The organism is Sphingobacterium sp. 40-24 (assembly GCF_001899705.1).
Lineage (GTDB): Bacteria > Bacteroidota > Bacteroidia > Sphingobacteriales > Sphingobacteriaceae > Sphingobacterium > Sphingobacterium multivorum.
In genome coordinates this window covers 20,904-42,240 of record NZ_MKWH01000060.1, presented here as the reverse complement: position 1 = coordinate 42,240, position 21,337 = coordinate 20,904, and the positions used below count along the sequence as shown (strand labels likewise).

The 21,337-nt window shown below is 41.1% G+C and carries 17 protein-coding genes and 2 tRNA genes; 11 read left to right on the top strand and 8 right to left on the bottom strand.

Going from position 1 to position 21,337, the window contains the following annotated elements; genetic code table 11:
* Positions 1-93: 93 nt before the first annotated feature.
* Positions 94-2,217 carry a prolyl oligopeptidase family serine peptidase gene (locus tag BGP15_RS21885; RefSeq protein ID WP_286770735.1) on the bottom strand — a complete coding sequence of 708 codons (2,124 nt, stop codon included), beginning with the start codon at positions 2,215-2,217 and terminating at the stop codon, positions 94-96.
* 321 nt (positions 2,218-2,538) lie between these two features.
* Here BGP15_RS21885 and BGP15_RS21880 point away from each other — a divergent pair, with 321 nt between their 5' ends.
* The 7 genes from BGP15_RS21880 (at position 2,539) to BGP15_RS21850 (ending at position 7,945) form a co-directional block, all read left to right on the top strand.
* A complete protein-coding gene (locus BGP15_RS21880; protein ID WP_286752239.1) occupies positions 2,539-4,707 on the top strand; it encodes a M1 family aminopeptidase in 2,169 nt (722 codons plus the stop codon).
* Between the two features lie 60 nt (positions 4,708-4,767).
* Positions 4,768-5,523 (top strand): UDP-2,3-diacylglucosamine diphosphatase, encoded by a 756-nt coding sequence (locus BGP15_RS21875; protein WP_070563293.1) that lies wholly within the window; start codon positions 4,768-4,770, stop codon positions 5,521-5,523.
* A complete protein-coding gene (locus BGP15_RS21870; RefSeq protein ID WP_083295835.1) occupies positions 5,505-6,095 on the top strand; it encodes a Crp/Fnr family transcriptional regulator in 591 nt (196 codons plus the stop codon). The genes BGP15_RS21875 and BGP15_RS21870 overlap by 19 nt, the downstream gene beginning before the upstream one ends.
* A 66-nt stretch (positions 6,096-6,161) precedes the next feature.
* Positions 6,162-6,491: a DMT family transporter gene (locus BGP15_RS21865; protein ID WP_070563291.1), complete on the top strand. Its 330-nt coding sequence runs from the start codon at positions 6,162-6,164 to the stop codon at positions 6,489-6,491.
* Positions 6,492-6,589: 98 nt separating this feature from the next.
* Entirely contained in the window at positions 6,590-7,663 is a 1,074-nt protein-coding gene (gene prfA / locus BGP15_RS21860; RefSeq protein ID WP_070563288.1) for a peptide chain release factor 1, read from the top strand.
* A 73-nt stretch (positions 7,664-7,736) separates the two neighbouring features.
* Positions 7,737-7,810: transfer RNA gene (locus tag BGP15_RS21855), tRNA-Asp, on the top strand.
* A gap of 58 nt (positions 7,811-7,868) precedes the next feature.
* Positions 7,869-7,945: transfer RNA gene (locus BGP15_RS21850), tRNA-Asp, on the top strand.
* Positions 7,946-8,008: 63 nt separating this feature from the next.
* Here BGP15_RS21850 and BGP15_RS21845 read toward each other — a convergent pair.
* Together BGP15_RS21845 and BGP15_RS21840 are read right to left on the bottom strand one after the other, a co-directional pair.
* A complete protein-coding gene (locus BGP15_RS21845; RefSeq protein ID WP_046672314.1) occupies positions 8,009-8,230 on the bottom strand; it encodes a (4Fe-4S)-binding protein in 222 nt (73 codons plus the stop codon).
* 62 nt (positions 8,231-8,292) lie between these two features.
* Complete coding sequence (locus BGP15_RS21840) at positions 8,293-9,534, bottom strand: MFS transporter (RefSeq protein ID WP_070563286.1); 1,242 nt, start codon at positions 9,532-9,534, stop codon at positions 8,293-8,295.
* 70 nt (positions 9,535-9,604) lie between these two features.
* Here BGP15_RS21840 and BGP15_RS21835 point away from each other — a divergent pair, with 70 nt between their 5' ends.
* Positions 9,605-9,793 carry a hypothetical protein gene (locus tag BGP15_RS21835; RefSeq protein WP_286770734.1) on the top strand — a complete coding sequence of 63 codons (189 nt, stop codon included), beginning with the start codon at positions 9,605-9,607 and terminating at the stop codon, positions 9,791-9,793.
* A 75-nt stretch (positions 9,794-9,868) separates the two neighbouring features.
* Here the strand turns inward: BGP15_RS21835 and BGP15_RS21830 are convergent, their stop codons facing one another.
* A complete protein-coding gene (locus BGP15_RS21830; RefSeq protein ID WP_286770733.1) occupies positions 9,869-13,915 on the bottom strand; it encodes a glycoside hydrolase family 2 TIM barrel-domain containing protein in 4,047 nt (1,348 codons plus the stop codon).
* 383 nt (positions 13,916-14,298) lie between these two features.
* Between BGP15_RS21830 and BGP15_RS21825 the strand changes: the two genes are divergently transcribed.
* Together BGP15_RS21825 and BGP15_RS21820 are read left to right on the top strand one after the other, a co-directional pair.
* A complete protein-coding gene (locus BGP15_RS21825; RefSeq protein WP_115047104.1) occupies positions 14,299-14,871 on the top strand; it encodes an RNA polymerase sigma factor in 573 nt (190 codons plus the stop codon).
* Positions 14,872-14,895: 24 nt separating this feature from the next.
* A complete protein-coding gene (locus BGP15_RS21820; protein WP_236586131.1) occupies positions 14,896-16,002 on the top strand; it encodes a S1 family peptidase in 1,107 nt (368 codons plus the stop codon).
* A gap of 79 nt (positions 16,003-16,081) precedes the next feature.
* Here BGP15_RS21820 and BGP15_RS21815 read toward each other — a convergent pair whose 3' ends face one another.
* Positions 16,082-16,717, bottom strand: a complete 636-nt coding sequence (locus tag BGP15_RS21815) for a peroxiredoxin (RefSeq protein ID WP_070563280.1) — start codon at positions 16,715-16,717, stop codon at positions 16,082-16,084.
* A 413-nt stretch (positions 16,718-17,130) separates the two neighbouring features.
* Here BGP15_RS21815 and BGP15_RS21810 point away from each other — a divergent pair, with 413 nt between their 5' ends.
* The gene (locus BGP15_RS21810) at positions 17,131-18,267 is read left to right on the top strand and encodes an acyl-CoA dehydrogenase (protein WP_286770732.1); all 1,137 of its coding nucleotides are present in this window, start codon (positions 17,131-17,133) and stop codon (positions 18,265-18,267) included.
* A gap of 74 nt (positions 18,268-18,341) precedes the next feature.
* Here the strand turns inward: BGP15_RS21810 and BGP15_RS21805 are convergent, their stop codons facing one another.
* Genes BGP15_RS21805 through proB form a run of 3 tightly spaced genes read right to left on the bottom strand, consistent with a single transcriptional unit; the run spans position 18,342 to position 21,034 of the window.
* Positions 18,342-18,746 carry a hypothetical protein gene (locus tag BGP15_RS21805; protein ID WP_286770731.1) on the bottom strand — a complete coding sequence of 135 codons (405 nt, stop codon included), beginning with the start codon at positions 18,744-18,746 and terminating at the stop codon, positions 18,342-18,344.
* Between the two features lie 9 nt (positions 18,747-18,755).
* Positions 18,756-20,006 (bottom strand): glutamate-5-semialdehyde dehydrogenase, encoded by a 1,251-nt coding sequence (locus BGP15_RS21800; protein ID WP_070563274.1) that lies wholly within the window; start codon positions 20,004-20,006, stop codon positions 18,756-18,758.
* Positions 20,003-21,034, bottom strand: coding sequence for a glutamate 5-kinase (proB, locus tag BGP15_RS21795; RefSeq protein WP_286770730.1), 1,032 nt, complete (start codon positions 21,032-21,034; stop codon positions 20,003-20,005). The genes BGP15_RS21800 and proB overlap by 4 nt, the downstream gene beginning before the upstream one ends.
* Positions 21,035-21,337: the final 303 nt, after the last annotated feature.

The following is a 21,337-nucleotide window of genomic DNA, read 5'->3' as shown; positions in this document are numbered from 1 at the left end:
AATGAATAAAAAAAGCCGCAATCAAATTATTGATCGCGGCTTTTTTATGGAGAACAAGACAGACAATATGTTGAGTCTTTGACTGCTGTCCGCTTATTTTAATTCTTTAATACCCATATTCCAAAGGGCAAAAGCATATTTATCAACTGTACTATTGATCAGGACTTCTGTTGACCTTCCCGCACCGTGACCAGCTTTTGTCTCAATACGAATCAATACAGGATTATCACAAGCTTGTTTTGCCTGTAGTTCGGAAGCAAACTTATAGGAGTGCGCCGGTACCACCCGATCATCATGATCTCCCGTAAAGACCATCGTCGCTGGGTAGCAAACTCCAGTTTTCACATTGTGCACCGGAGAATATGCTTTCAGATAGTCAAACATTTCTTTGCTATCATTGACTGTACCATAATCATAGGACCAACCTGCACCGGCTGTGAAGGTATGATAACGCAACATGTCCAAAACACCAACCTCAGGAAGTGCGACCTTGGCTACTTTGGGATCTATTGTCATTGTTGCGCCCACGAGCAAACCACCATTGGATCCCCCCGATAAAGCGGTGTACTCGGGTGATGTATAACCATTCTCCTGAAGATAATGTGCGGCGGCAATAAAATCATTAAACACATTCAACTTATTGAACTGTCTGCCGCCATCATGCCATTTCTGACCATATTCGCCGCCCCCACGTAAATTCGGAACAGCATAAACACCGCCATTTGCCAACCACACCGCAACGGAAGTACTAAAGGCAGGTGTCAAGCTGATATTAAAGCCGCCATAACCATACACAATCGTCGGGTTTTTCCCATTCAAGACAATCCCCTTTTTGTACGTAATAATCATCGGAACCTTAGTACCATCTTTGGATGTGTAGAAAACCTGTTTCGATTCATACTGATCGGAATCAAACTTCACCTTAGGTTTGATATAAAGTGCAGACTGACCAGAATTCACGTCAAACTTATAACTTGAAGAAGGCGTAATGTAATTTGAAAAACCAAAATAAATTTCTTTTTCCTTTTTCTTGCCCGAAAAACCACTCGCTGTGCCTACACCTGGCAATTCTATTTGCCGAATCTTTTTACCGGTATAATCATATTGAATCACCACTGAAACCGCATCTTTCAAATAATTTGCAAAAAGATAACCACCTCCGGTGCTGATCGAAAGCACATTTTCAGTCTCTGGAATAACATCTTTCCAGTTCTCCTTTGCAGGATTCTTCAAATCAACTCTTACCAAACGGTTGTTGGCAGCCTTGTAGTTTGTCTCCAATAAGAAACTATCCCCAATATTGTCAACGACACCTGTATTGGCATCAAAATGATCTTGTAGGCAGACAATCTTGCTATTCGGTTGCTGGAGATCCTGATAATAAAGTTCATTTCCTGTTGTCGTATTTGCAGCGGAAATAATCAGGTAACGTTGATCGTCTGTTAATGAAGCACCGACATAACGTCTCGGTGTTGCAGCACCGCCAAAAACCAATTTATCTGTAGACTGAGCTGTTTTAAGTTTATGGTAGTATAATTTATGTTGGTCTGTTTTTTCAGAAAGTTCAGATCCCTTTGGCTTATCGTAATTCGAGTAATAAAAACCATCGTTTCCTTTCCAAGCAATACCAGAGAATTTGACATCTACTAATGTCTCTCCCACAGGCGCCTTATCTTTGGCATTCAGTACAATGACTTTCCGCCAGTCCGATCCCCCTTCAGAAATAGAATAGGCGACTAAGCTCCCATCCTTTGAAAACGAAACATCGGCCAATGAAGTCGACCCATCTTTCGAGAACGTATTTGGGTCCAAGAAAACTTCTTCTGCTCCTCCCTCCCCCAGTTTACGGTAGAGGACAGCATGTTGCTGCAAGCCATTATTCTTAAAAAAATAAGTGTACTCGCCTTCCTTAAACGGGGTTCCTATTTTTTCATAATTCCATATTTCGGTTAATTGATCTTTTAATTTTGTACGGAATGGAATAGCATTCAAGTAGTCAAAAGTCACTTTATTCTCTGCCTGTACCCAGCTTTTTGTTTCAGCTGAACGATCATCTTCCAACCAGCGGTAAGGATCGGCTATCTTTTCACCCCAAAATTCATCCACGACGGTTCCTTTATTTGTCGTCGGATATGTCAACTGTTGTCCATAACCAGTCGTCGCTGTACCTGCCATACCTATCATCATTAGGATAAGACCAAAATTCTTATTTATCATAAAACCTTATACTTGTTTCAACCAATCTAAGTTTTATTCACTTAGCATTTGAAAATTCAATTTGAGTTGAATATAAACAAATTTATCGACCTCTTACCTACCTCAGGCAGTTTTTTCTCTTCCTCGAATAATAACTAAAAAGCCTAGATTCATCACTTCCCGCTTGTCCTTTACGTTAGCATCCAAACTACCTAAATCAAAGCGAATAAATAAACAAAACATGGGCCGCTCATAGTAGCATTAGACACATTTCTGCAGCGTATATTTTTATCACAACCGAAATTTCTTTAGATTTATTTAAATCTTGAAAATACTATAACCATGTTTAAAAAAGTCATATACCTTTCTTTGTCGATTTCCATTCTTCAAATCGGAATAAGCGAAGCACAACAATTACCTATAGATCAGCAATATCGAGCCACCCCTACCAAGATCAACGATCTTGTCCACACCAAACTCGATGTACGTTTTGACTATACAAACCAATTTCTAAATGGCAAAGAATGGGTCACTTTACAACCCTATTTCTACCCAACAGACTCCCTCCGCCTTGACGCAAAAGGCATGGATATTAAACAGGTATCTTTGGTCAATGGCACACAAATGATTCCCTTGAAATATACCTATGATGATCACTCTCTACTGATTAAGCTCGACCGGAATTACCTTGCAAAGGAGCAATATACAGTATACCTCGATTATACCGCAAAGCCCAATTTATTGAAGGCGCGGGGCAGTGCAGCAATCAACGATGCTAAGGGGCTTTATTTTATCAATCCAGATGAACGCACACCCAACAAACCTCGTCAAATATGGACACAGGGCGAGACTGAAGCATCATCAGCCTGGTTCCCGACAATTGATCGCCCCAACCAAAAGACGACGGCTGAAATCTCCATGACCGTTCTTGACAATTACGTCAGTTTATCGAACGGTGCATTGAGCAATCAACAGAAAAATAGTGATGGTACACGTACAGATACCTGGAAAATGGATTTACCACATGCCCCATATCTATTTATGATGGCCGTTGGTGATTTTAAAATCTATCAGGACAAATACAACAATATCCCCGTTGACTACTACCTTGAACCGAAATATGCACCCTATGCCAAAGATATCTTCGGAAAGACACCGGCCATGATGGATTTTTACAGCAAGACTCTAGGCGTTCCTTACCCTTGGAATAAGTATGCACAGATTGTCTGTCGCGATTATGTCTCAGGCGCCATGGAAAATACAAGTGCAACCCTACATGGCGAACATGTACAAAAGACAAAACGCGAATTGTTGGACGATAATCAGGAGGGAACGATTGCCCATGAACTGTTTCACCAGTGGTTTGGCGATTTGGTAACAGCAGAATCTTGGTCCAATTTGACCATGAATGAATCTTTCGCTACTTTCGGCGAGGTTATCTGGCGTGAGCACGATGGTGGTAAAGATCGTGGCGATAAATCTAGATTTGAAAAACTCCAGTCTTATCTCAAATCGACAAAAAATGGAAAAAGTCCGACTTTAGCCCGTTATTATTATCATGATAAAGAAGATATGTTTGATAATATCAGCTATGCAAAAGGTTCTTTGATTCTCTATGCCTTAAAAGAACAAATGGGTGATGAAGCATTCTATCAATCGTTGAAAAAATACTTGACAGACAATTCCTTTAAAACCGGCGAACCGCAACAACTCCGTCTAGCGATGGAAGAGGTGACCGGAAAAGACTGGGCTCCGTACTTCAATCAATGGTATTACCAAGGCGGGCATCCAATTTTGAAAATCACGACAAGAAACGGAGAGAACAGTATCATCCTGAATGTAGCCCAAATTCAAGATTCAACCGTGCAGACATTCCAGCTTCCCTTAGCCGTCGATATCTATACGAAAAATGGGAAGATCAGACAGACCTTTCAACTCAACAAGCGGAATGCCCAATTTATGATTCCTTTACCTGCTGCTGTTGAATTTATTGATGTCGATCCCGAAAAAACACTCGTTGGTCAAATTCAAATCGATAAGTCAGATGCCGACTATCTGTATCAATATGAGCATGCACCTTCATTTGCTAACCGCGTCGGTGCGATTGCATACGCCTCAAAAAATCCGACAAATACCATCAGCCAGCAAATCTTAACAAAAGCATTGGCGGATACCGATGCGGATCTTGCTGCAACAGCAATTCAAGGGCTCGATTTAAGCAATCCCACGGTTCGCAAATCAACAGAAAAAACAATCTTGACACTTGCAGAGAAATCCGAAGCCTCTGTCATCCGCGCCTCTGCGATTCAAAAGCTCGCACAGACAAAAGATAAAAAATACAAAAGTCTAATTCTGAACGCTGTAAATGACAAATCTTATATGGTTATCGCAAGTTCAATCATGGCGATAAAAAGTGCTTATCCCGATCAACTTCAGCAGTCTTTGAAGCGCATTGATCCCGATGCCACGGAATATCTAAAGGCGCTCATCACCGAATTATCGAAATCATAGCAAATTATATTGTGGCGGCGAATTTTGTATTCGCCGCCATTTTTTTTTAGTTTTGGCCACATGTCAACAAGAACAAAAATTTATTTTGCCTCCGACTTTCATCTTGGATCTTACCCCTTGGAACGTTCACGGGAAAGGGAGCTGCAAATTATACAGTGGCTGGACCAGATCAAAACAGATGCTGCACAGCTCTATCTTGTTGGTGATATTTTTGATTTCTGGTTTGAATATGCCACGGTTGTCCCGAAAGGCTATATCCGCTTTTTGGGTAAATTAGCCGAAATTTCGGATCTCGGCATTCCCATTACTTTATTTAAAGGAAACCACGATATGTGGATGTTTGACTACCTCAAAAAGGAATTAAATGTTCAGATCATCGACAATGAGCTGGAATTAAAACTCAACGGAAAACACTTTTATATTCACCACGGCGATGGATTAGGTTCGGGTGATTACAAATACAAGGTACTCAAGAAAGTATTTCGGAGCCGTCTCTGCCAATGGTTATTTGCGCGGTTGCACCCAAATTTTGGAATCGGAATCGCGACACGCTGGTCCAAACATAGTAGGCTTTCGAATAATGAGGACGAAAAGTTTTTGGGTGAAGACAAAGAATGGCTGATTGGCTATGCAAAGGAGCTGGAGTCAACCCAACATCACGACTATTATATCTTTGGCCATAGACATCTTCCCTATGATGTTGAACTCAACTCCAATAGCCGTATTCTAAATTTAGGGGAATGGATCAATTACCATACCTATGCAGTATGGGATGGTGAAACTTTACGTTTGGAAAAATGGGCGAGCAAATCCTAATTTCTTTATCCGATTGCCTGAACGGTTACCACTTTCTAACGCCTGAAAGTGCTGTAAAATTGGAGCAGGTCAGTAAGAAAATCACAGCGAAAAGAAATAGCCTGCTGATCGAACAGGACAAAATTCAAAAAAATCTCTATTTTTTGGCTTCCGGATTAGCCCGCGTTTACTACGAGACGGCCAACCGTCAGATTACCTTGGATTTCGTTTCACCCGGTGGAACGCTCATATCCATGAATAGTTATGTCCATGATACCCCGGGTTATGAAAATATAGACCTTTTGGAGGACAGTGTTGTTTATCAGATAGACCAAAAGCAACTTTTTGATCTCTACGAAAGTGATATTGCCATTGCCAACTGGGGAAGAAAGATGGCTGAACTTGAATTTATCAAGGCCGAGCAACGAACCATGTCCAAGCTCTTTAATACTGCCCAAGAGCGCTATGCCGAGTTACTTCAAAAATACCCTCAATATATTCAACGGATCAAACTTGGTTACATCGCCTCCTATCTCGGTGTCAGTCAGGTTACCCTAAGCCGGATTCGCGCAAATATTCACACAAATTTTTAACATTTGTAAAAATTATTATCGCCCTAAAGCCGGATCTTTGTATCGAAACAAAAAATCAAAAAAGATATGAACTGGGTATTTTTAATATTGGGTGGATTATGTGAAATCGGCTTTACGACCTGCTTAGGTAAAGCCAAAGATGCGACCGGAAATGCGCAATGGCTCTGGTACGGTGCCTTTGTCGTATTCTTATTTGCAAGTATGGGCTTATTGATCAAAGCTACACAGACACTTCCCTTAGGCACAGCTTATGCTGTTTGGACCGGAATAGGTGCAGTAGGCACAGTTTTAATGGGGATCATCTTCTTTAAGGAGCCTGCAGATTTTTGGCGCATATTCTTTATTTTCACGCTGATTGCTTCCATCGTGGGACTAAAAGCAGTTTCCTCTCATTAATAGCAGGCTAGGTTGTTTAAAAGCAACAAAATTTCCTTACTTTTGTACACTCAATAGTAATCTAGGTCATACATTCCTAGAAGAAGCATTTTTGATATATGTTAGATAAATTACAAGCGATAAAAGAAAGATGGGAAGAAGTGGAAGCTGAATTGAGCAACCCTGATACCATGCAAGATATGAAACGTTTTGCCAAATTGAATAAAGAGTACAAAGATTTGGGCAAAATCGTGGATCAGTACCATATTTACAAAAATATGGTGAGTAATATTGATACCAATAAGGACATCATCATGAACGAGAAGGATCAAGAACTTCGTGAGATGGCTAAAGAAGAATTGGATCTTTTATACGTAGCAAAAGAAGAAAAAGAAGAAGAAATTCGCTTAATGTTGATTCCGAAGGATCCTGAAGATGCGAAAAATGCCATTATCGAAATTCGTGGTGGATCAGGTGGTGATGAAGCAGCCTTATTCGCTGGCGACCTTTACCGCATGTACACACGTTATTTCGAAACCAAAGGCTGGCGCAACGAAGTAATGGACGTTACCGAAGGAACTTCTGGCGGTTATAAGGAGGTGATCTTAAAAGTCATCGGTGAAGACGTTTACGGACAATTGAAATACGAATCAGGTGTACATCGTGTACAACGCGTTCCGGATACGGAGACACAAGGTCGTGTACATACTTCTGCAGCATCTGTTGCAGTTCTTCCTGAAGCTGAAGATGTCGATGTTGAGATCAATCCGGGTGATATTGAATTACAGACATCCCGTTCAGGTGGTGCTGGTGGACAGAACGTCAACAAGGTTGAAACAAAAGTGCAGTTGACGCATAAACCAAGTGGTATCGTTGTGGTTTGTCAAGTAGAACGTTCTCAATTAGCCAACCGTGAGTTAGCGATGGAGATGTTGCGGAACAAACTTTACGAGCTCGAGTTGAACAAAAAGAACGGCGACATCGCTGCAAAAAGAAAAACTTTGGTATCTACTGGAGACCGTTCGGCAAAAATTCGTACCTATAACTACCCACAAGGTCGCGTAACGGAGCACCGTATTGGAATGACGATGTACAACTTACCGGCAATTATGGACGGTGATATTCAAGGTATTATCGATGCATTGCAGTTTGCGGAGAATGCAGAGAAGATGAAAGACGGTCAAGTAGATTAGTTTTTTTTCAAAAAATCTTTGCAGATACGTAAACAAACGCTATATTTGCACACCTTCTGAGGAGAAGGGTTGAGGTCTGGTAGTTCAGCTGGTTAGAATACATGCCTGTCACGCATGGGGTCGCGGGTTCGAGTCCCGTCCAGACCGCTTCAAAAGAGAGAGAAATCTCATATGTTCTTTAACAAAATAAGTTTTTAAGATTTTAGGTCTGGTAGTTCAGCTGGTTAGAATACATGCCTGTCACGCATGGGGTCGCGGGTTCGAGTCCCGTCCAGACCGCCAACAAGAAAAGCATCATTTATAATTAAATGATGCTTTTTTTTTGCCTTAACAATACAACAACTATTATTTTTTCAATTCGTACTGAAGTGCTCCAGAAGGGCAATGCTTGATCTGTTCAATCAATTCCGCTGTACTGGCATTTTGGGCTGTGATCCAAGGCCTATCTTTCGGATGATACACATTTGGGAGACTCTTCACGCAAACCGCAGCATGTGCACAGCGTTCAGGTATCCAAAGAACGGTTATCTCTCCATTTGGATGTGGATATCTAACTATTTTTTCCATAATTCCATCTCTCTTTAGCAATTTATATTTTAAGAACTAATAACGATAAGAACAATTTTGTTTTAAGAATTGGCTTTTCGCTTTTTAATCATACTGCTCACCCGGTAGATCATAAAAATACCGATGATAGAGAGCAGAATCACACTCATCCCCAATGTAGGATAATGTTCCAAGGGGCTTTCTTTTGTTTCTTGAACAATGATTACACCTGCTAGCGAAGCTGCCACACCTCCTGCCAGCTGCTGCAACGATGAACTGATACTCATAAATGCACCCCGATCTTTCATCTCCGGAACAGCCGTGATCAAAGCGGAAGAAGGCGTCATCCGACTTAAAATGCCCGCCATCATTAAAATGTTTAAGATAACAACAATATAAAATGGAGTAACACCTAGGTTCGTGTAGATAAATACGACAACCATGAGCCAAAGGGAAGCGAACGCGAAAATCTTAAACTTATCGTAACGGTCGCTCAATTTCCCGACGATAGGCATAATAATCAATGAAGCGATACCCGAAATCATAAACAACATCGGCAGCTGCTCGTGGCTAACTTTGAGGTTATTGACTGCAAAAGCACTTCCAAAAGGCATCATCATATAACCTCCAATGGATAGCAAGGCTGTTGCAGCAAAGCCGATACGATATTCTCGCTGTGAAAAAGTCAGCCAAAGGTGCTTTAACGCAGATTGATGTTTCTGAAGACCGATATGTGCTGTAATCGGAATGAGTTTAATTGCAATGATAATGACAATAATTAAAGCCATCACGGCAATCCATAAAAAGGCACTATGCCAGCCCCAATTGTTTGCGATATACAGACCTATCGGAATGCCTAGGACCTGGCTGGCGCCAAAGCCCATCTGTACAAAGCCCATCACACGTCCACGTTGCTGAAGCGTAAAGATATCGGTGATAATAGCCATGGAGATCGAACCAATGACCCCTCCAAAGAGGCCTGTGATAATTCGAGCAGCGACCAAAGTCCAATAATCGTTGGCAAAACTACAGCAGAAAGTTCCGATAATAAAGCCAGAATAGAAAAAAAGCAGCAGCTTCTTTCGATCAAAACGATCGGCAAAGCCCGCGGTAAGCAGCCCCGAAGCACCCGCGCTAAAAGCATAGGCCGAAACCGCAATGCCAAATTGAGCTGGTTTGAGATCGATGGCTTTCATCAGGATATCCCCCATCGGTGACATCACCATAAAATCAAGCACGACCGTAAATTGTGTCATGGCCAATAAAAAGACCACCAGTTTTTGGTATGCCGTAAAAGGCGCATTATCAAGTTTATTTATTTCCATACTGTCCGGTTTGCCTCGGTTTAAACTGGCCTAAAAATACAGAAGTGCGCGAACATTATATGTAATAAGTTTGCAAAATTATCGCCCGAGACCTTACCTTACCTTACCTTACCTTACCTTACCTTACCTTACCTTACCTTACCTTACCTTACCTTACCTTACCTTACCTTACCTTACCTTACCTTACCTTACCTTACCTTACCTTACCTTACCTTACCTTACCTTACCTTACGTGAAACGAAACGATCGCACTATTTAATCTTATCCTAGGTCGCCAACAAAAAAGCCAGCACCTGTTTGACAGGTGCTGGCTCAATATGCGATTTAAAGCAAATTACTCAGCGATAACAGCAAATTCAGCTCCGGAAGCATAATCATCACCACGTTGGGAGTTAAGTCCTGTAAAGCGGATATAACGTCCTTTCACAGGCTTTTCGAATCGAACAGTTTTTAATTTTTTATTCCGTTCAAAAGATCCGGACATCACATCTTCCCAGTTCTTCCCATCTTTACTCACCTGGATCTTATAATCCTTGATATCACCATTCGGTCCATCCTGTCTTGGTAGAAAAGTGAAGCCCTTAATTGTTTTGCTACTTCCAGCATCAAAATCAACCCAATGTGGATACTGTGCTACGGTAACCGAATACATCGTGTGCCAAATCGAGGAAGGATCTCCATCCAATAGGTTCTTGGCATCCCCTTCACCAGTCTCCTGACTTGAAGCAAAAACAACCTCCATTGGAATGGTTTCGATTTTAGTGTATTGTTGTGTTACCTTCAATTTTTCATTTTGCTGATACCAAGCCGTTACTGTACCACCGGCGCGTAAGTCAAAAGGCGCTTTATAGACACTTGCCTTTGCATTGTTCAAACTGTATAATACGGTCTCATTTTTATTTCCCGATTGAATAGAAACTTCTCCATTTGAACTTCTTGCCAACGAAATGGGCGCGTCACCGGCAGTCGCTATCTGAGCCTTTGCTATCATATCATTGTTCTGAATCGGACGGATAATGAAACCGATAGCCGTTGGTACTGCTTTCACACGGTCCTTTTCTAACGGTGGCCCTTGTCCACAGCTATTACCACCAAGTCCTGTTACAGCTGCATCAAGATGCACGTGTACGCCCGAACTTTTTGGTAATTGATAAGGGTGCGGTGCAAAGGTCAACTCAAGCTCACTATAGTCCAAAGCGGATGTTGATAAATGCTCTTTCGCAATAAAAACAACTCCCTGTCCAGCATTATTTGTCAATGCTGTCCAACGCACATCCTCATTGTTACTCATATTTTGCGGATTAGGCCATGGCACAAACTGATCTTTTACAGTGCTTTTGTGCAATTCAATAAATTGTGCTGTCTTCCGATCAGCATAATTATTGATCGGTCCACGTCCATAATAACTATAATTGCCATACTCGGTCGGTAATTGCAAAGCATATCCCAATCGAGCTAATACAACACTTGCATTATTGGATGTAATACTCGACGACAATTCAATAGAGCCATCCTTATAAATTGTCCAGATCTGATTGCTTGTAAATTTAAAATCATCTTTGCCAAAAGGCTTATCCGTATGCTCTTTAAGCGTGTAGGTTCCCGAAGTTCCCCCCAACAAAGACGCGCCATATGGAGCTTGCGATTCAACCGTAAACGCCAATACAACTGTTCCATCTTTCTTGGTATAACTGTTTGAAGACAAAACCTTATGTTTAAGGTTATGTAATCCTTTTTCAAACCATTGTTGGTAAGCCCAGTTGTCATTGTCAACCGGAGCACGTAGTGCATCCAATTTTGGGCCTTCGCCATCGCGGATAACTTGTTTACCGGCATATGTTAGATTATATATCGAGCCTGTTTTATTGTCAAACTTCGCGATAAACTGATCTCCTTTCACCACCTGCAAATCACCTTCTTTGGAAAGCGACGGAGCCCCTCCTTGTGCAACAGCGGAAATCAACGGTTTATTTTCAGCCGCTTTGACAAACAGTTGTTCCTCCATTTGAACAAAACCTTTGGCCGCCCAAGGTCGATCTGTATTGAGAATAAACTGTACTTTTACAAAATACTCCGATCCCGCATCTAACTGCGCATAATTTATCGGCAATATAAGCTGCTTGCGTTGGCGCGCTGTCGGCAAATCAGCGGCACTGATTGTACCTGCACTATTTTTTACTTCTACTCCATCCTTATATAGCGACCATTGAACCTGATAATCGGATAGATCTTTAAAATAATTTTTATTGAAAAGCTCAATTTTCCCCTGTTGAATATCAACAGCCTTTACGCCCGCATTTTGGTACACTTTCTTGACCTCAAAATACTGTGGTTTAGGTTTCATATCGGCAAAGATCAACCCATTATTGACAAAGGTTCCATCATTGGGTTTGTCTCCAAAGTCGCCGCCATAAGCGAGAAAGCGTTCGCCGGTCTTCTTATCGTAATAATACATGGCCTGATCAATCCAATCCCAAATGGCACCGCCCATAAAGAAGTTGGTCGATTCGATGGCTTCCCAATAATCAATTAGGTTACCAACGGCATTACCCATGGAATGTGAATACTCCGAGATATGAAATGGATATTTCAATTTGTAAGTGCCTTTTACAGCTCCTCTTACCCAGTCTATTGAGGGGTATTGATTGGAGCCCATATCAACGATTGTATTGTTACGCTCGTATTGAACAGGTCTTGACGTATCGATTTTCTTGATAGCCTGATAGGCGGCCACGAAATTATCACCCGGACCGGCTTCATTTCCTAAAGACCAGATAACCACTGCCGGATGGTTGATGGTCGAATGCACCATCTCGATATTACGGGCTACATGGGCATTTTTCCATTCAGGAACATGAGAAAGAGACTCTTTGCCATAATAATATTCATGGCTTTCGATATTGGCCTCATCCTCGAGATAAATTCCATATTTATCGCATAAATAATACCAATAAGCAGGTTCTGGATAATGCGAATTCCGGACATGGTTGATATTCGCCCGTTTCATTAATTTCACCTCAGCTTCCATCTGTTCTCTGGTCACTACTTTGCCATGTTCAGGATTGGTTTCATGACGGTTGACGCCTTTCAGTTTCACCGTCTTACCATTGACATAATAATAACGTCCGGCCAAGCCAAATTCATCATCCGCAGCCTTGGTATCTTTAATCTCAACCTTTCTAAATCCAACATAGGTAGAAATAGTCTCAACCGTTTTGTTCTTTTTATCCTTCAATTCAGCCACCAAAGTATACCGATAAGGTAATTCGGCAGACCATTTATCCGGATTTTTGACGTTCAACGTTGCGGCGACGCTATTAGAAACTTGACCATCCAGGGCTGGCACAGCTGATGAAGCTTCTGTCTGATCAACAAGGGTATTCTCGTCACTGTATAGCTTATTTTTATAAAGTGAATAAACTACTTTATACCCTTCAGCTTTCTTATTACCCAGATTGCGTACAGTACTCGTAATTTTCAACGAACCATTTTCGTAATTGCTGTCCAAGTCTGGAATGGCCGCTAAATCGCGAATCTGAACTTTTGGCGTTGAAGTAAGCGAAACATCCCGAAATATCCCGGGCAATCTAAACATATCCTGATCTTCCAAAAAGGAAGCGTCCGAACTCCGGTAAACTTCAACAGCCAACACATTTTCAGCACCCTTTTTTAAGTAAGGCGAGATATTGAAAGATGCGACGTTTCTGGAATTTTTTGAAAATCCGACATATTTGCCATTTATCCACAGGTAGAAAAAGGAGTCTACACCATCAAAATTGATAAATACCTCACGACCGTCCCAATGAGTAGGTACTGTAAAGTTACGTCGGTACGATCCCACTTCATTACGGTAGACATAAGTTGTCCAATCTTGGGCTGGTGTCCGCATAACTCCACCGCGCCAATCATCGACCTTTACTTGATGATGAAAGATCACACGTTGGTTGGTATAAATAGGTACACCATATTTTAAGCTTCCATCCTTCTGTATACCATAAATATTCCAGCTCATAGGGACTGGAACAGATTCCCAGGCACCCACATTATAATTCGGATCATAAAAGTCCTTTGGTCGCTCTTCCGGGGTCTTTACCCAGTTAAACTTCCAGGATCCATTGAGCGAAAGCCAATAGTTACTATGCTCGGGAAGTACTTTTCGCGCACTTTCTACGTTCTGAAAGGAGAAGAACGACGCATGCGGCAACTCCTTATTAAGTGATAATAATTGAGGCGATTCCCATTCATTCCCTTTTGGAGCCGTTGTGGCTCCATACTGGAAACCGTCGATAGATGACGTAATCGTTTGCCCTATCGTGACGGTAGTGTCCAGCGACAGCAATGAGGCTAGAATCGTTGAAAAAATAACAGAGTTTCTTAACATAATGTAATTAAGCAATTTAGTCCAGGAAACCAAATGTAACTTCATTTTGTAGTAATAACAAGCAGATTATTAAAGCACTCGATTGCGAAACTTTTTCGATACAAAAAAGATCATATCGAACTTTAAAATTGTTCTATAGGTTCTCCATTTGAGGATCGTACATAAAACAATGTAAAAACGTAAAAAATTGACCCGGCGAAAAATAACGATGTCCTCCCAAAAGAAGCTGATTCCAATAAAAAACAAATGCTTTCGGTTTCAAGGAATAAGCCTTATTTTTGGGGATAGATTTCACTTTAAACAAATAAAAGTTTACGTTTGAAAATATTTCGAAGAATTTTATTTTTCAAAGGGTTACAATTTAAGCATTAAGGTATTAATAGGTGAGTAAATTCAGTAAATCAGTCCTGCTAGAAAATGATGAGCAAATCATTGAAGGCATCAAAGACGGCAACAGCTTGGCGATAGATGCTATCTACAAGCGGTACTATCCGTCTATAAGCCATATGATCTTGCAAAACAATGGAAGTGAGGATGAAGCGAAAGATATTTTTCAAGAAGCTGTCATTGTGCTCTACGATAAAGTTTCCAAAGGGAACTTTGAGCTCAGCAGCAAACTTAAAACATATCTTTACTCGATTTGCAGAAGGCTTTGGCTTAAGCAACTCAATCGTGCTGGTTTTGGCAACAGTGACATTAGCGGTTATGAAGATTCCTTATTTGAGGAAGAAGATCTACAACAGCATCAAGAACTTGAAAAGAAGTTCGACCAAATGGAACTTGCCTTAGAGAAAATGGGAGAACCTTGTAAGACAATCTTACATGATTTCTACATCTTAAACCATTCGATGCAGGACATCTGTGATAAATTTGGTTATACCAATACAGATAATGCCAAGACTCAGAAGTATAAATGCCTACAACGGCTGAAAAAAATATTTTTTTCAACAGATTAAAATTAGTGTAACACCATGGGAACAATGAATCAAAAAGAATTTTTCGAATTAGCAGACCAGTATCTTCGCGGCGAATTATCGGCCGAAGAAAAAGCTGCATTTGAATCTTTTTGTGCTGATCAGCCCTCCTATGCTGCCCAATTACAACAACACCGCGAATTTGTTGCCAATATGAAAGAAACCAGTCAACGGCTGGATTTCAAAAATGCTTTAGCACAATCAGCAAAAGAATACCATAAAACCCAAAACAAACCCGCAAAGGTAGTTCCTATAAAACAATCAGCGGTAATTTCACTTTGGGAACGCATCAAAGCAAGTTCTTTAGTGGCTGCAGTGGTAGCGGTATTTGCAGTATTTGGCACATTATGGCTGAGCGGTTATTACAGCAACCTCGAGAAAGCATCTTCCGATTACAGTGCATTACGTAGAGACATGAACAATGTCAAAAAGAACGTCAACGCACACAACGCTGCTATCAGGGATATCAATGACAAAAAATCTGTAAAAGGTACCGAAAGCCAGTTTGGTGCAACAGGATTTATGTTGACGACAGATGGCTATGTCGTCACCAATTACCATGTCATTAGCGGGGCTGATTCGATCTATTTACAAAATAGTAAAGGCGAATCGTATAAAGCACAAATCGTACACACCGATCCAAGCAAAGACTTGGCGATCTTATACATCGCAGATAAGACCTTTAAGAAAGCTAAAAGCTTACCTTACACGTTCAAAACGTCGACTTCAGATCTTGGTGAAGATATTTATACGATCGGGTTTCCTCGGGACGAAGCAGTATATGGTCAGGGATACCTAAGTTCATCAACAGGTTATGCCGGTGATACCATCGCTTATCAGATCTCCGTACCTGTCAATCCAGGTAACAGTGGCGGTCCGGTATTGGATAGCAGAGGTAATGTGATTGGTATTATTTCCGGAAAACAACGTGGCATAGATGGTGCCGCCTTTGCAATCAAAACGAAATCAATCTTGAACGCCTTAGCGGACATACCAAGTGATTCACTGGTTACCGGTCTTAAGATCAACAAAAAGAATAGCTTGGCAGGTTTACCAAGAACAGAACAAATCAAGAAAATGCAAGACTATATCTACATGGTTAAAGTCTATTAGGAGGCATTTAGAACTTATAAAAAAGGCAACGTTTTTCAACGTTGCCTTTTTTTGTTCTTTAATTCCAAGGGCTTACTCCCTATAGATTAGGCTGTGGCGTCGTTCTCAAATACGGTTTGATCTCTTTGAAGCCTTTTGGAAATTTAGCAGGAATATCTTCTGTCTTGATCGCTGGCACAACAATAACATCTTCACCATGCTTCCAGTCAGCGGGCGTAGCGACTTGATAATCGGCAGTTAACTGTAAAGAATCAATGACCCGTAAAATTTCATCAAAATTACGACCTGTTGATGCTGGATAGGTCAGCGTCAATTTGATCTTTTTGTCAGGACCGATAATAAATACGGAACGTACGGTCGCTGTTGCGGAAGCATTTGGGTGGATCATATCGTACAATTCGGATACATGATGATCTTCATCAGCAATAACCGGAAAATTCACTTCGGTATTTTGCGTTTCATTGATATCCTTAATCCAATTCAAGTGATCGTTTACATTATCGACGCTTAGCGCAATGGCCTTCACACCCCTCTTGTCAAATTCAGATTTCAATTTTGCCGTACGGCCCAACTCTGTAGTACATACCGGCGTATAATCTGACGGGTGCGAAAAGAAAACGACCCAGCTATCTTTGATATAATCGTGAAAGTCTATTTCACCAATGGTTGTTTGCGCTTTAAAATTTGGCGCTTCATCCCCTAATCTTAAACTCATAATCTTATTTTTTAAATGTGTTTAAATTATATAGTCTACAAATATAGTAGATTAAATTTAGCAAACAAGTAATTCTTCAATTTTTTAAATTGAAATGAAAAAACTAAACTTAATCCAATTGAAAGTAAGGATTTTACACTTATAAACAAAATGAAAACCAACATGCCCCTTGCTACTTGTCCGCCCTACCCTGGCCATTACTTTCCAAAATGCTTATAATGATTAGCTCAAGTAGTTTAAAAAGTAATTTGTTATATTACTATGCCTGCATAATATATATTTTGTATATTTGAGTATGTTGGTACACCGAGCTCATAAAATGATTGTGAGTTGGGAGGAAACTTTTTGACAGCAAACCTTATTATATATACGTTATCGGCTTGGTAACTGATGAACCAAAAAACTGAAATGCCATGAATTTTGAATTAAGCGAAGAGCATAAAATGATCCGCGACGCAGCGCGGGAATTTGCCCAGGAGCTAAAGGCTGGGGCAATCGAGCGCGATGAAGCCGCAAAATTTCCAACAGATTTTGTCAAGCAAATGGGCGAACTCGGGTTTATGGGTATCATGACCCCCGAAGCTTATGGCGGAGCTGGAATGGATACGTTGGCCTATGTTCTCGTGCTCGAAGAAATTGCCAAAATTGATGCCTCAGCGGCCGTTATCGTATCCGCCCACAATTCCCTGGTATTATATGGACTCAATGCTTATGGTACAGAGGAACAAAAACAAAAGTACCTGATTCCTTTAGCGAAAGGTGAAAAACTTGGTGCTTTTGCGTTGTCAGAACCTGAAGCTGGTTCGGACGCCTCCTCACAGCATACCACCGCCGAAGATAAGGGGGATCACTATCTCCTAAATGGTACAAAAAATTGGATCACCAATGGTGGCCATGCCGATATCTATCTTGTCATTGCACAGACACATCCTGAAAAAGGCCACAAAGGAATCAATGTATTGATCGTTGAAAAAGGGCTGCCGGGATTTACCATTGGTCCTAAAGAAAACAAATTGGGTATCCGTAGTTCCGATACCCATTCACTCCTATTTTCCGATGTTCAGGTTCCCAAGGAAAACCGTATCGGAGAAGATGGCTTCGGATTTAAATTTGCTATGAAAACACTCGATGGCGGTCGCATTGGGATTGCGGCACAGGCCTTAGGAATTGCTGCGGGTGCCTATGACCTTGCTTTGGCTTACTCAAAAGAACGAAAGACCTTTGGAAAACCGATTTCGGATCATCAGGCCATACAGTTTAAATTGGCCGACATGGAAGTTGATATCGAGGCAGCTCGACTTTTGACGTATAAAGCTGCCTGGACGAAAGACCAGGGGCTTCCTTACGGTAAAGAAGCTGCCATGGCCAAACTGCATGCATCTGAAGTTTCCATGAAACACACTGTCGAAGCTGTACAGATCCACGGTGGCTACGGTTACGTAAAAGAATATCATGTCGAAAGGTTAATGCGCGACGCAAAAATCACGCAAATATATGAGGGAACCTCTGAGATCCAACGTCTGGTGATTGCCCGTGAGATCCTGCGCTAAGGTCTCCGTCATGCAATGAACCCAAAAAGTTAAACACTTTTTTAGGACATTGCATGACGGAGAGCTTTATTAATCTAAAGACTCTTCAATTTGTTATCGATCATAGCAAGATATTGATAATCCTGAAAGGCAAAGCTTGCCGTTTCTGCCATCGCCAGATTCAAAATAAACTTTGCTTTACGAAGTAAATTCTCCTGATTGCCATCTGTAGCATTCAACCCATCAAATAACAACGTTAAAGCCAATGGATGTAGTTGCTGAATTTGAAGATCTGTTTTGAGATATGCCGAAAGTTTATTTTCGGAAAGATTTAAAAAATAGGTCCTACTCTTTTCGAAGAATTTCTCATAAGCATCTTCAAATACTGCTGGATCAGTCGGCTCCGTAAAAGCATCATGCCCTTCTGTCCATATGCGAAGAAATTTACCAATTTCTTCGATCCAATTCATCAATACATCTTTCTTAAAACTTAATCCCATGATCTATGCTTATCTGATCTGTCCATTTCCGCGGACAATCCACTTCTCTGTTACCAATTTTTCCAATGCAAATGGTCCACGGGCATGTAATTTTTGGGTCGAGATACCTATTTCCGCACCCAGACCAAACTCACCTCCGTCCGTAAAACGTGTAGATGCATTGGCATATACCGCGGCAGCATCCACTGTATTCAAAAATTGTTCAATATGGAGTTCACTGGAAGAAACAATACATTCCGAATGTTTGGAAGAATATTTTGCGATATGCTCCAAAGCTTCGTCCAAACTGGTGACCGTCTTTATTGAACACTTCAAATCTAAAAATTCTCTTCCAAAATCGGCTTCATCTGCGCGCTTTAAATTTGAAAAATGTTGACCCTGTAATACCTCATAAGCTGTAGGGTCCGCGAAAACTTCCACCTGAGCATCTTCAAAATAAGTTTTCAATTTCGTTAGGAACTCGGCAGCAACAGCACGATCGACCAAAACAGTATCTAAAGAATTACACACCGATGGCCTGGAAATTTTAGCATTGGCAACAATTTTCGCTGCCATATCCAAATCTGCTGTACGGTCCACATAAGTATGGCATACTCCTGCTCCAGTTTCAATAACTGGTACTTTAGCGTGTTCCCTGACATAATCGATCAGCGACTGTGAACCCCGTGGTATGATAATATCCACGAATTGGGTAGCTTCCAATAATTCCGAAACATGCTTCCTATCAACAGGCAACAGTTGCACAATAGTTGTTGCAATACCATACTGCTCCAAGACAGCATGGATCACTTTCAACAACGCCTCGTTGGTGTGTAACGCGTCCGAACCACCGCGCAATAGACAAACGTTACCCGACTGAATACACAATGCAGCAACGTCTATCGTCACATTAGGTCGCGATTCGTAGATGACCCCAACGACTCCGAGTGGAACCGTAATTTTCTCGATCTCCAATCCATTTGGCAATATCTTTTTTAGTAATAACTGATCTGTTGGATCTGCCAACTGAGCGATCTGCTTAACACTGTCAGCCAAACCTTTTAGACGATCGCTATTGAGCAAAAGACGATCCTTTTTGGGGTCGTCATCAGCCATACGATCCAAATCAATCTTATTGGCTTTTAATACATCAGTAGTATGTGCGATAAGACCTTCTGCGATGGCATTTAAAATAGTTATTTTGGTATCAGGAGCCAGTTGTTGCAAAATTTGTTTTGCTTTGGCCGCCGCCTGAAGTTGGTTTAAGATGGATTCACTCATAATAATACAATATCATTTGCATGTGCAATTTCTACATTTTTTTTACTGGTCTGGGACAAAGCGGATGAATCCATCTTCGCGCGGGCAACGGCAATAGTTAAGCCTTCTAGATTGACAATATTTAACACTTCTCCTTTTTCAAAATGCTCGACGATACGGGTTACCCCCACAGCGAGTAAACTTTTGTGCTTCAATAATGCTTCCTCCGCTCCACGATCAACCATCAATTCCCCTTTTATTAAACTTCCACTCGCGAGCCATTTCTTGCGGGAAGAGATCTTCTTACTTTGAGCCAGACACAATGTGCCAGTCTCGTGCTTAACCGCTTTTTGTATCGCCTCCTCGGTTTGCATACTAAAAATCACCACAGCAATCCCCATTTGATTGGCCAATCGGGCAAAGTTCAATTTCGAGGTCATTCCCCCTAATCCTACGGAAGATTTATCCTTCCTTGCCAGCCCTAAAATATCCCGGTCAATTGTTTCAATTTGCGGTATAATCTTGTTGTTTGCATCCAACACACCAGGAACGGAAGTGCTAAACAGTAATTTTTCGGCACCAAAACCAACAGCAATCAAGGTTGCCAGCTCATCATTATCTGAAAACTTCAGTTCTTTATTACTCACCACATCATTTTCATTTGCGATTGGAATAACATTGTTCCGCCACAATTCCTCATACGTATTTTTCAATTGTAGAAATTGATCCCGATTGGAAAAGTGATGTCGCTCACATAAACTCTGCGCCAATGAAATTTTAAACGGTCGGAAATAAGTAGAATACGTATTAATCAATATAGGGTTCCCAATTGCAGCAGCTGCTTTGCGTTCGGATAGCGTTCCTGTGTAGCTGGGCAGAAAACGTTTACCGGCAGCAACAGCACCTGAAGAGACCAAGACGATATTGTATTTCTTTTGTAAGGAAGCAATTTGCCTAGCGATCTCCAAAACAATACGTTCATCAACTTCTCCCTCTTTCGTGGTAATAGAAGCCGATCCAAATTTGACAACGAGAATTGGCTTTTTCATTTTTTAGTATGTTTTAGTTTAGATTTGAGCACTAATTTACTGAGAAGAATTTGATTTACGCAAAATATGTTAACAATTGAACAATATAGTTCAATCGTTAACCTTAGGAAGTACGGCCCAATCTATTAGGTCCAGGAGCATTCGTGTACCCGGCGTTTATCCCGTAGGAAATTTTACTTTGGCAGAATGCTGCGGAAAGCACAAAAAACAGTATTATGCTGTAGATTAAATGTTTCATATGTACCCAATTTATTTACAATTGCTACAAATATGGACGGTGGAATCTTAATTTATACGCTATTT

What these genes read in the sequence shown, in the direction of transcription:
- BGP15_RS21885 (WP_286770735.1), bottom strand. Translation starts at nt 2,217, where the DNA reads ATGATAAATAAGAATTTTGGTCTTATCCTAATGATGATAGGTATGGCA.
- BGP15_RS21880 (WP_286752239.1), top strand. Translation starts at nt 2,539, where the DNA reads ATGTTTAAAAAAGTCATATACCTTTCTTTGTCGATTTCCATTCTTCAA.
- BGP15_RS21875 (WP_070563293.1), top strand. Translation starts at nt 4,768, where the DNA reads ATGTCAACAAGAACAAAAATTTATTTTGCCTCCGACTTTCATCTTGGA.
- BGP15_RS21870 (WP_083295835.1), top strand. Translation starts at nt 5,505, where the DNA reads ATGGGCGAGCAAATCCTAATTTCTTTATCCGATTGCCTGAACGGTTAC.
- BGP15_RS21865 (WP_070563291.1), top strand. Translation starts at nt 6,162, where the DNA reads ATGAACTGGGTATTTTTAATATTGGGTGGATTATGTGAAATCGGCTTT.
- prfA (WP_070563288.1), top strand. Translation starts at nt 6,590, where the DNA reads ATGTTAGATAAATTACAAGCGATAAAAGAAAGATGGGAAGAAGTGGAA.
- BGP15_RS21845 (WP_046672314.1), bottom strand. Translation starts at nt 8,230, where the DNA reads ATGGAAAAAATAGTTAGATATCCACATCCAAATGGAGAGATAACCGTT.
- BGP15_RS21840 (WP_070563286.1), bottom strand. Translation starts at nt 9,534, where the DNA reads ATGGAAATAAATAAACTTGATAATGCGCCTTTTACGGCATACCAAAAA.
- BGP15_RS21830 (WP_286770733.1), bottom strand. Translation starts at nt 13,915, where the DNA reads ATGTTAAGAAACTCTGTTATTTTTTCAACGATTCTAGCCTCATTGCTG.
- BGP15_RS21820 (WP_236586131.1), top strand. Translation starts at nt 14,896, where the DNA reads ATGAATCAAAAAGAATTTTTCGAATTAGCAGACCAGTATCTTCGCGGC.
- BGP15_RS21815 (WP_070563280.1), bottom strand. Translation starts at nt 16,717, where the DNA reads ATGAGTTTAAGATTAGGGGATGAAGCGCCAAATTTTAAAGCGCAAACA.
- BGP15_RS21810 (WP_286770732.1), top strand. Translation starts at nt 17,131, where the DNA reads ATGAATTTTGAATTAAGCGAAGAGCATAAAATGATCCGCGACGCAGCG.
- BGP15_RS21805 (WP_286770731.1), bottom strand. Translation starts at nt 18,746, where the DNA reads ATGGGATTAAGTTTTAAGAAAGATGTATTGATGAATTGGATCGAAGAA.
- BGP15_RS21800 (WP_070563274.1), bottom strand. Translation starts at nt 20,006, where the DNA reads ATGAGTGAATCCATCTTAAACCAACTTCAGGCGGCGGCCAAAGCAAAA.
- proB (WP_286770730.1), bottom strand. Translation starts at nt 21,034, where the DNA reads ATGAAAAAGCCAATTCTCGTTGTCAAATTTGGATCGGCTTCTATTACC.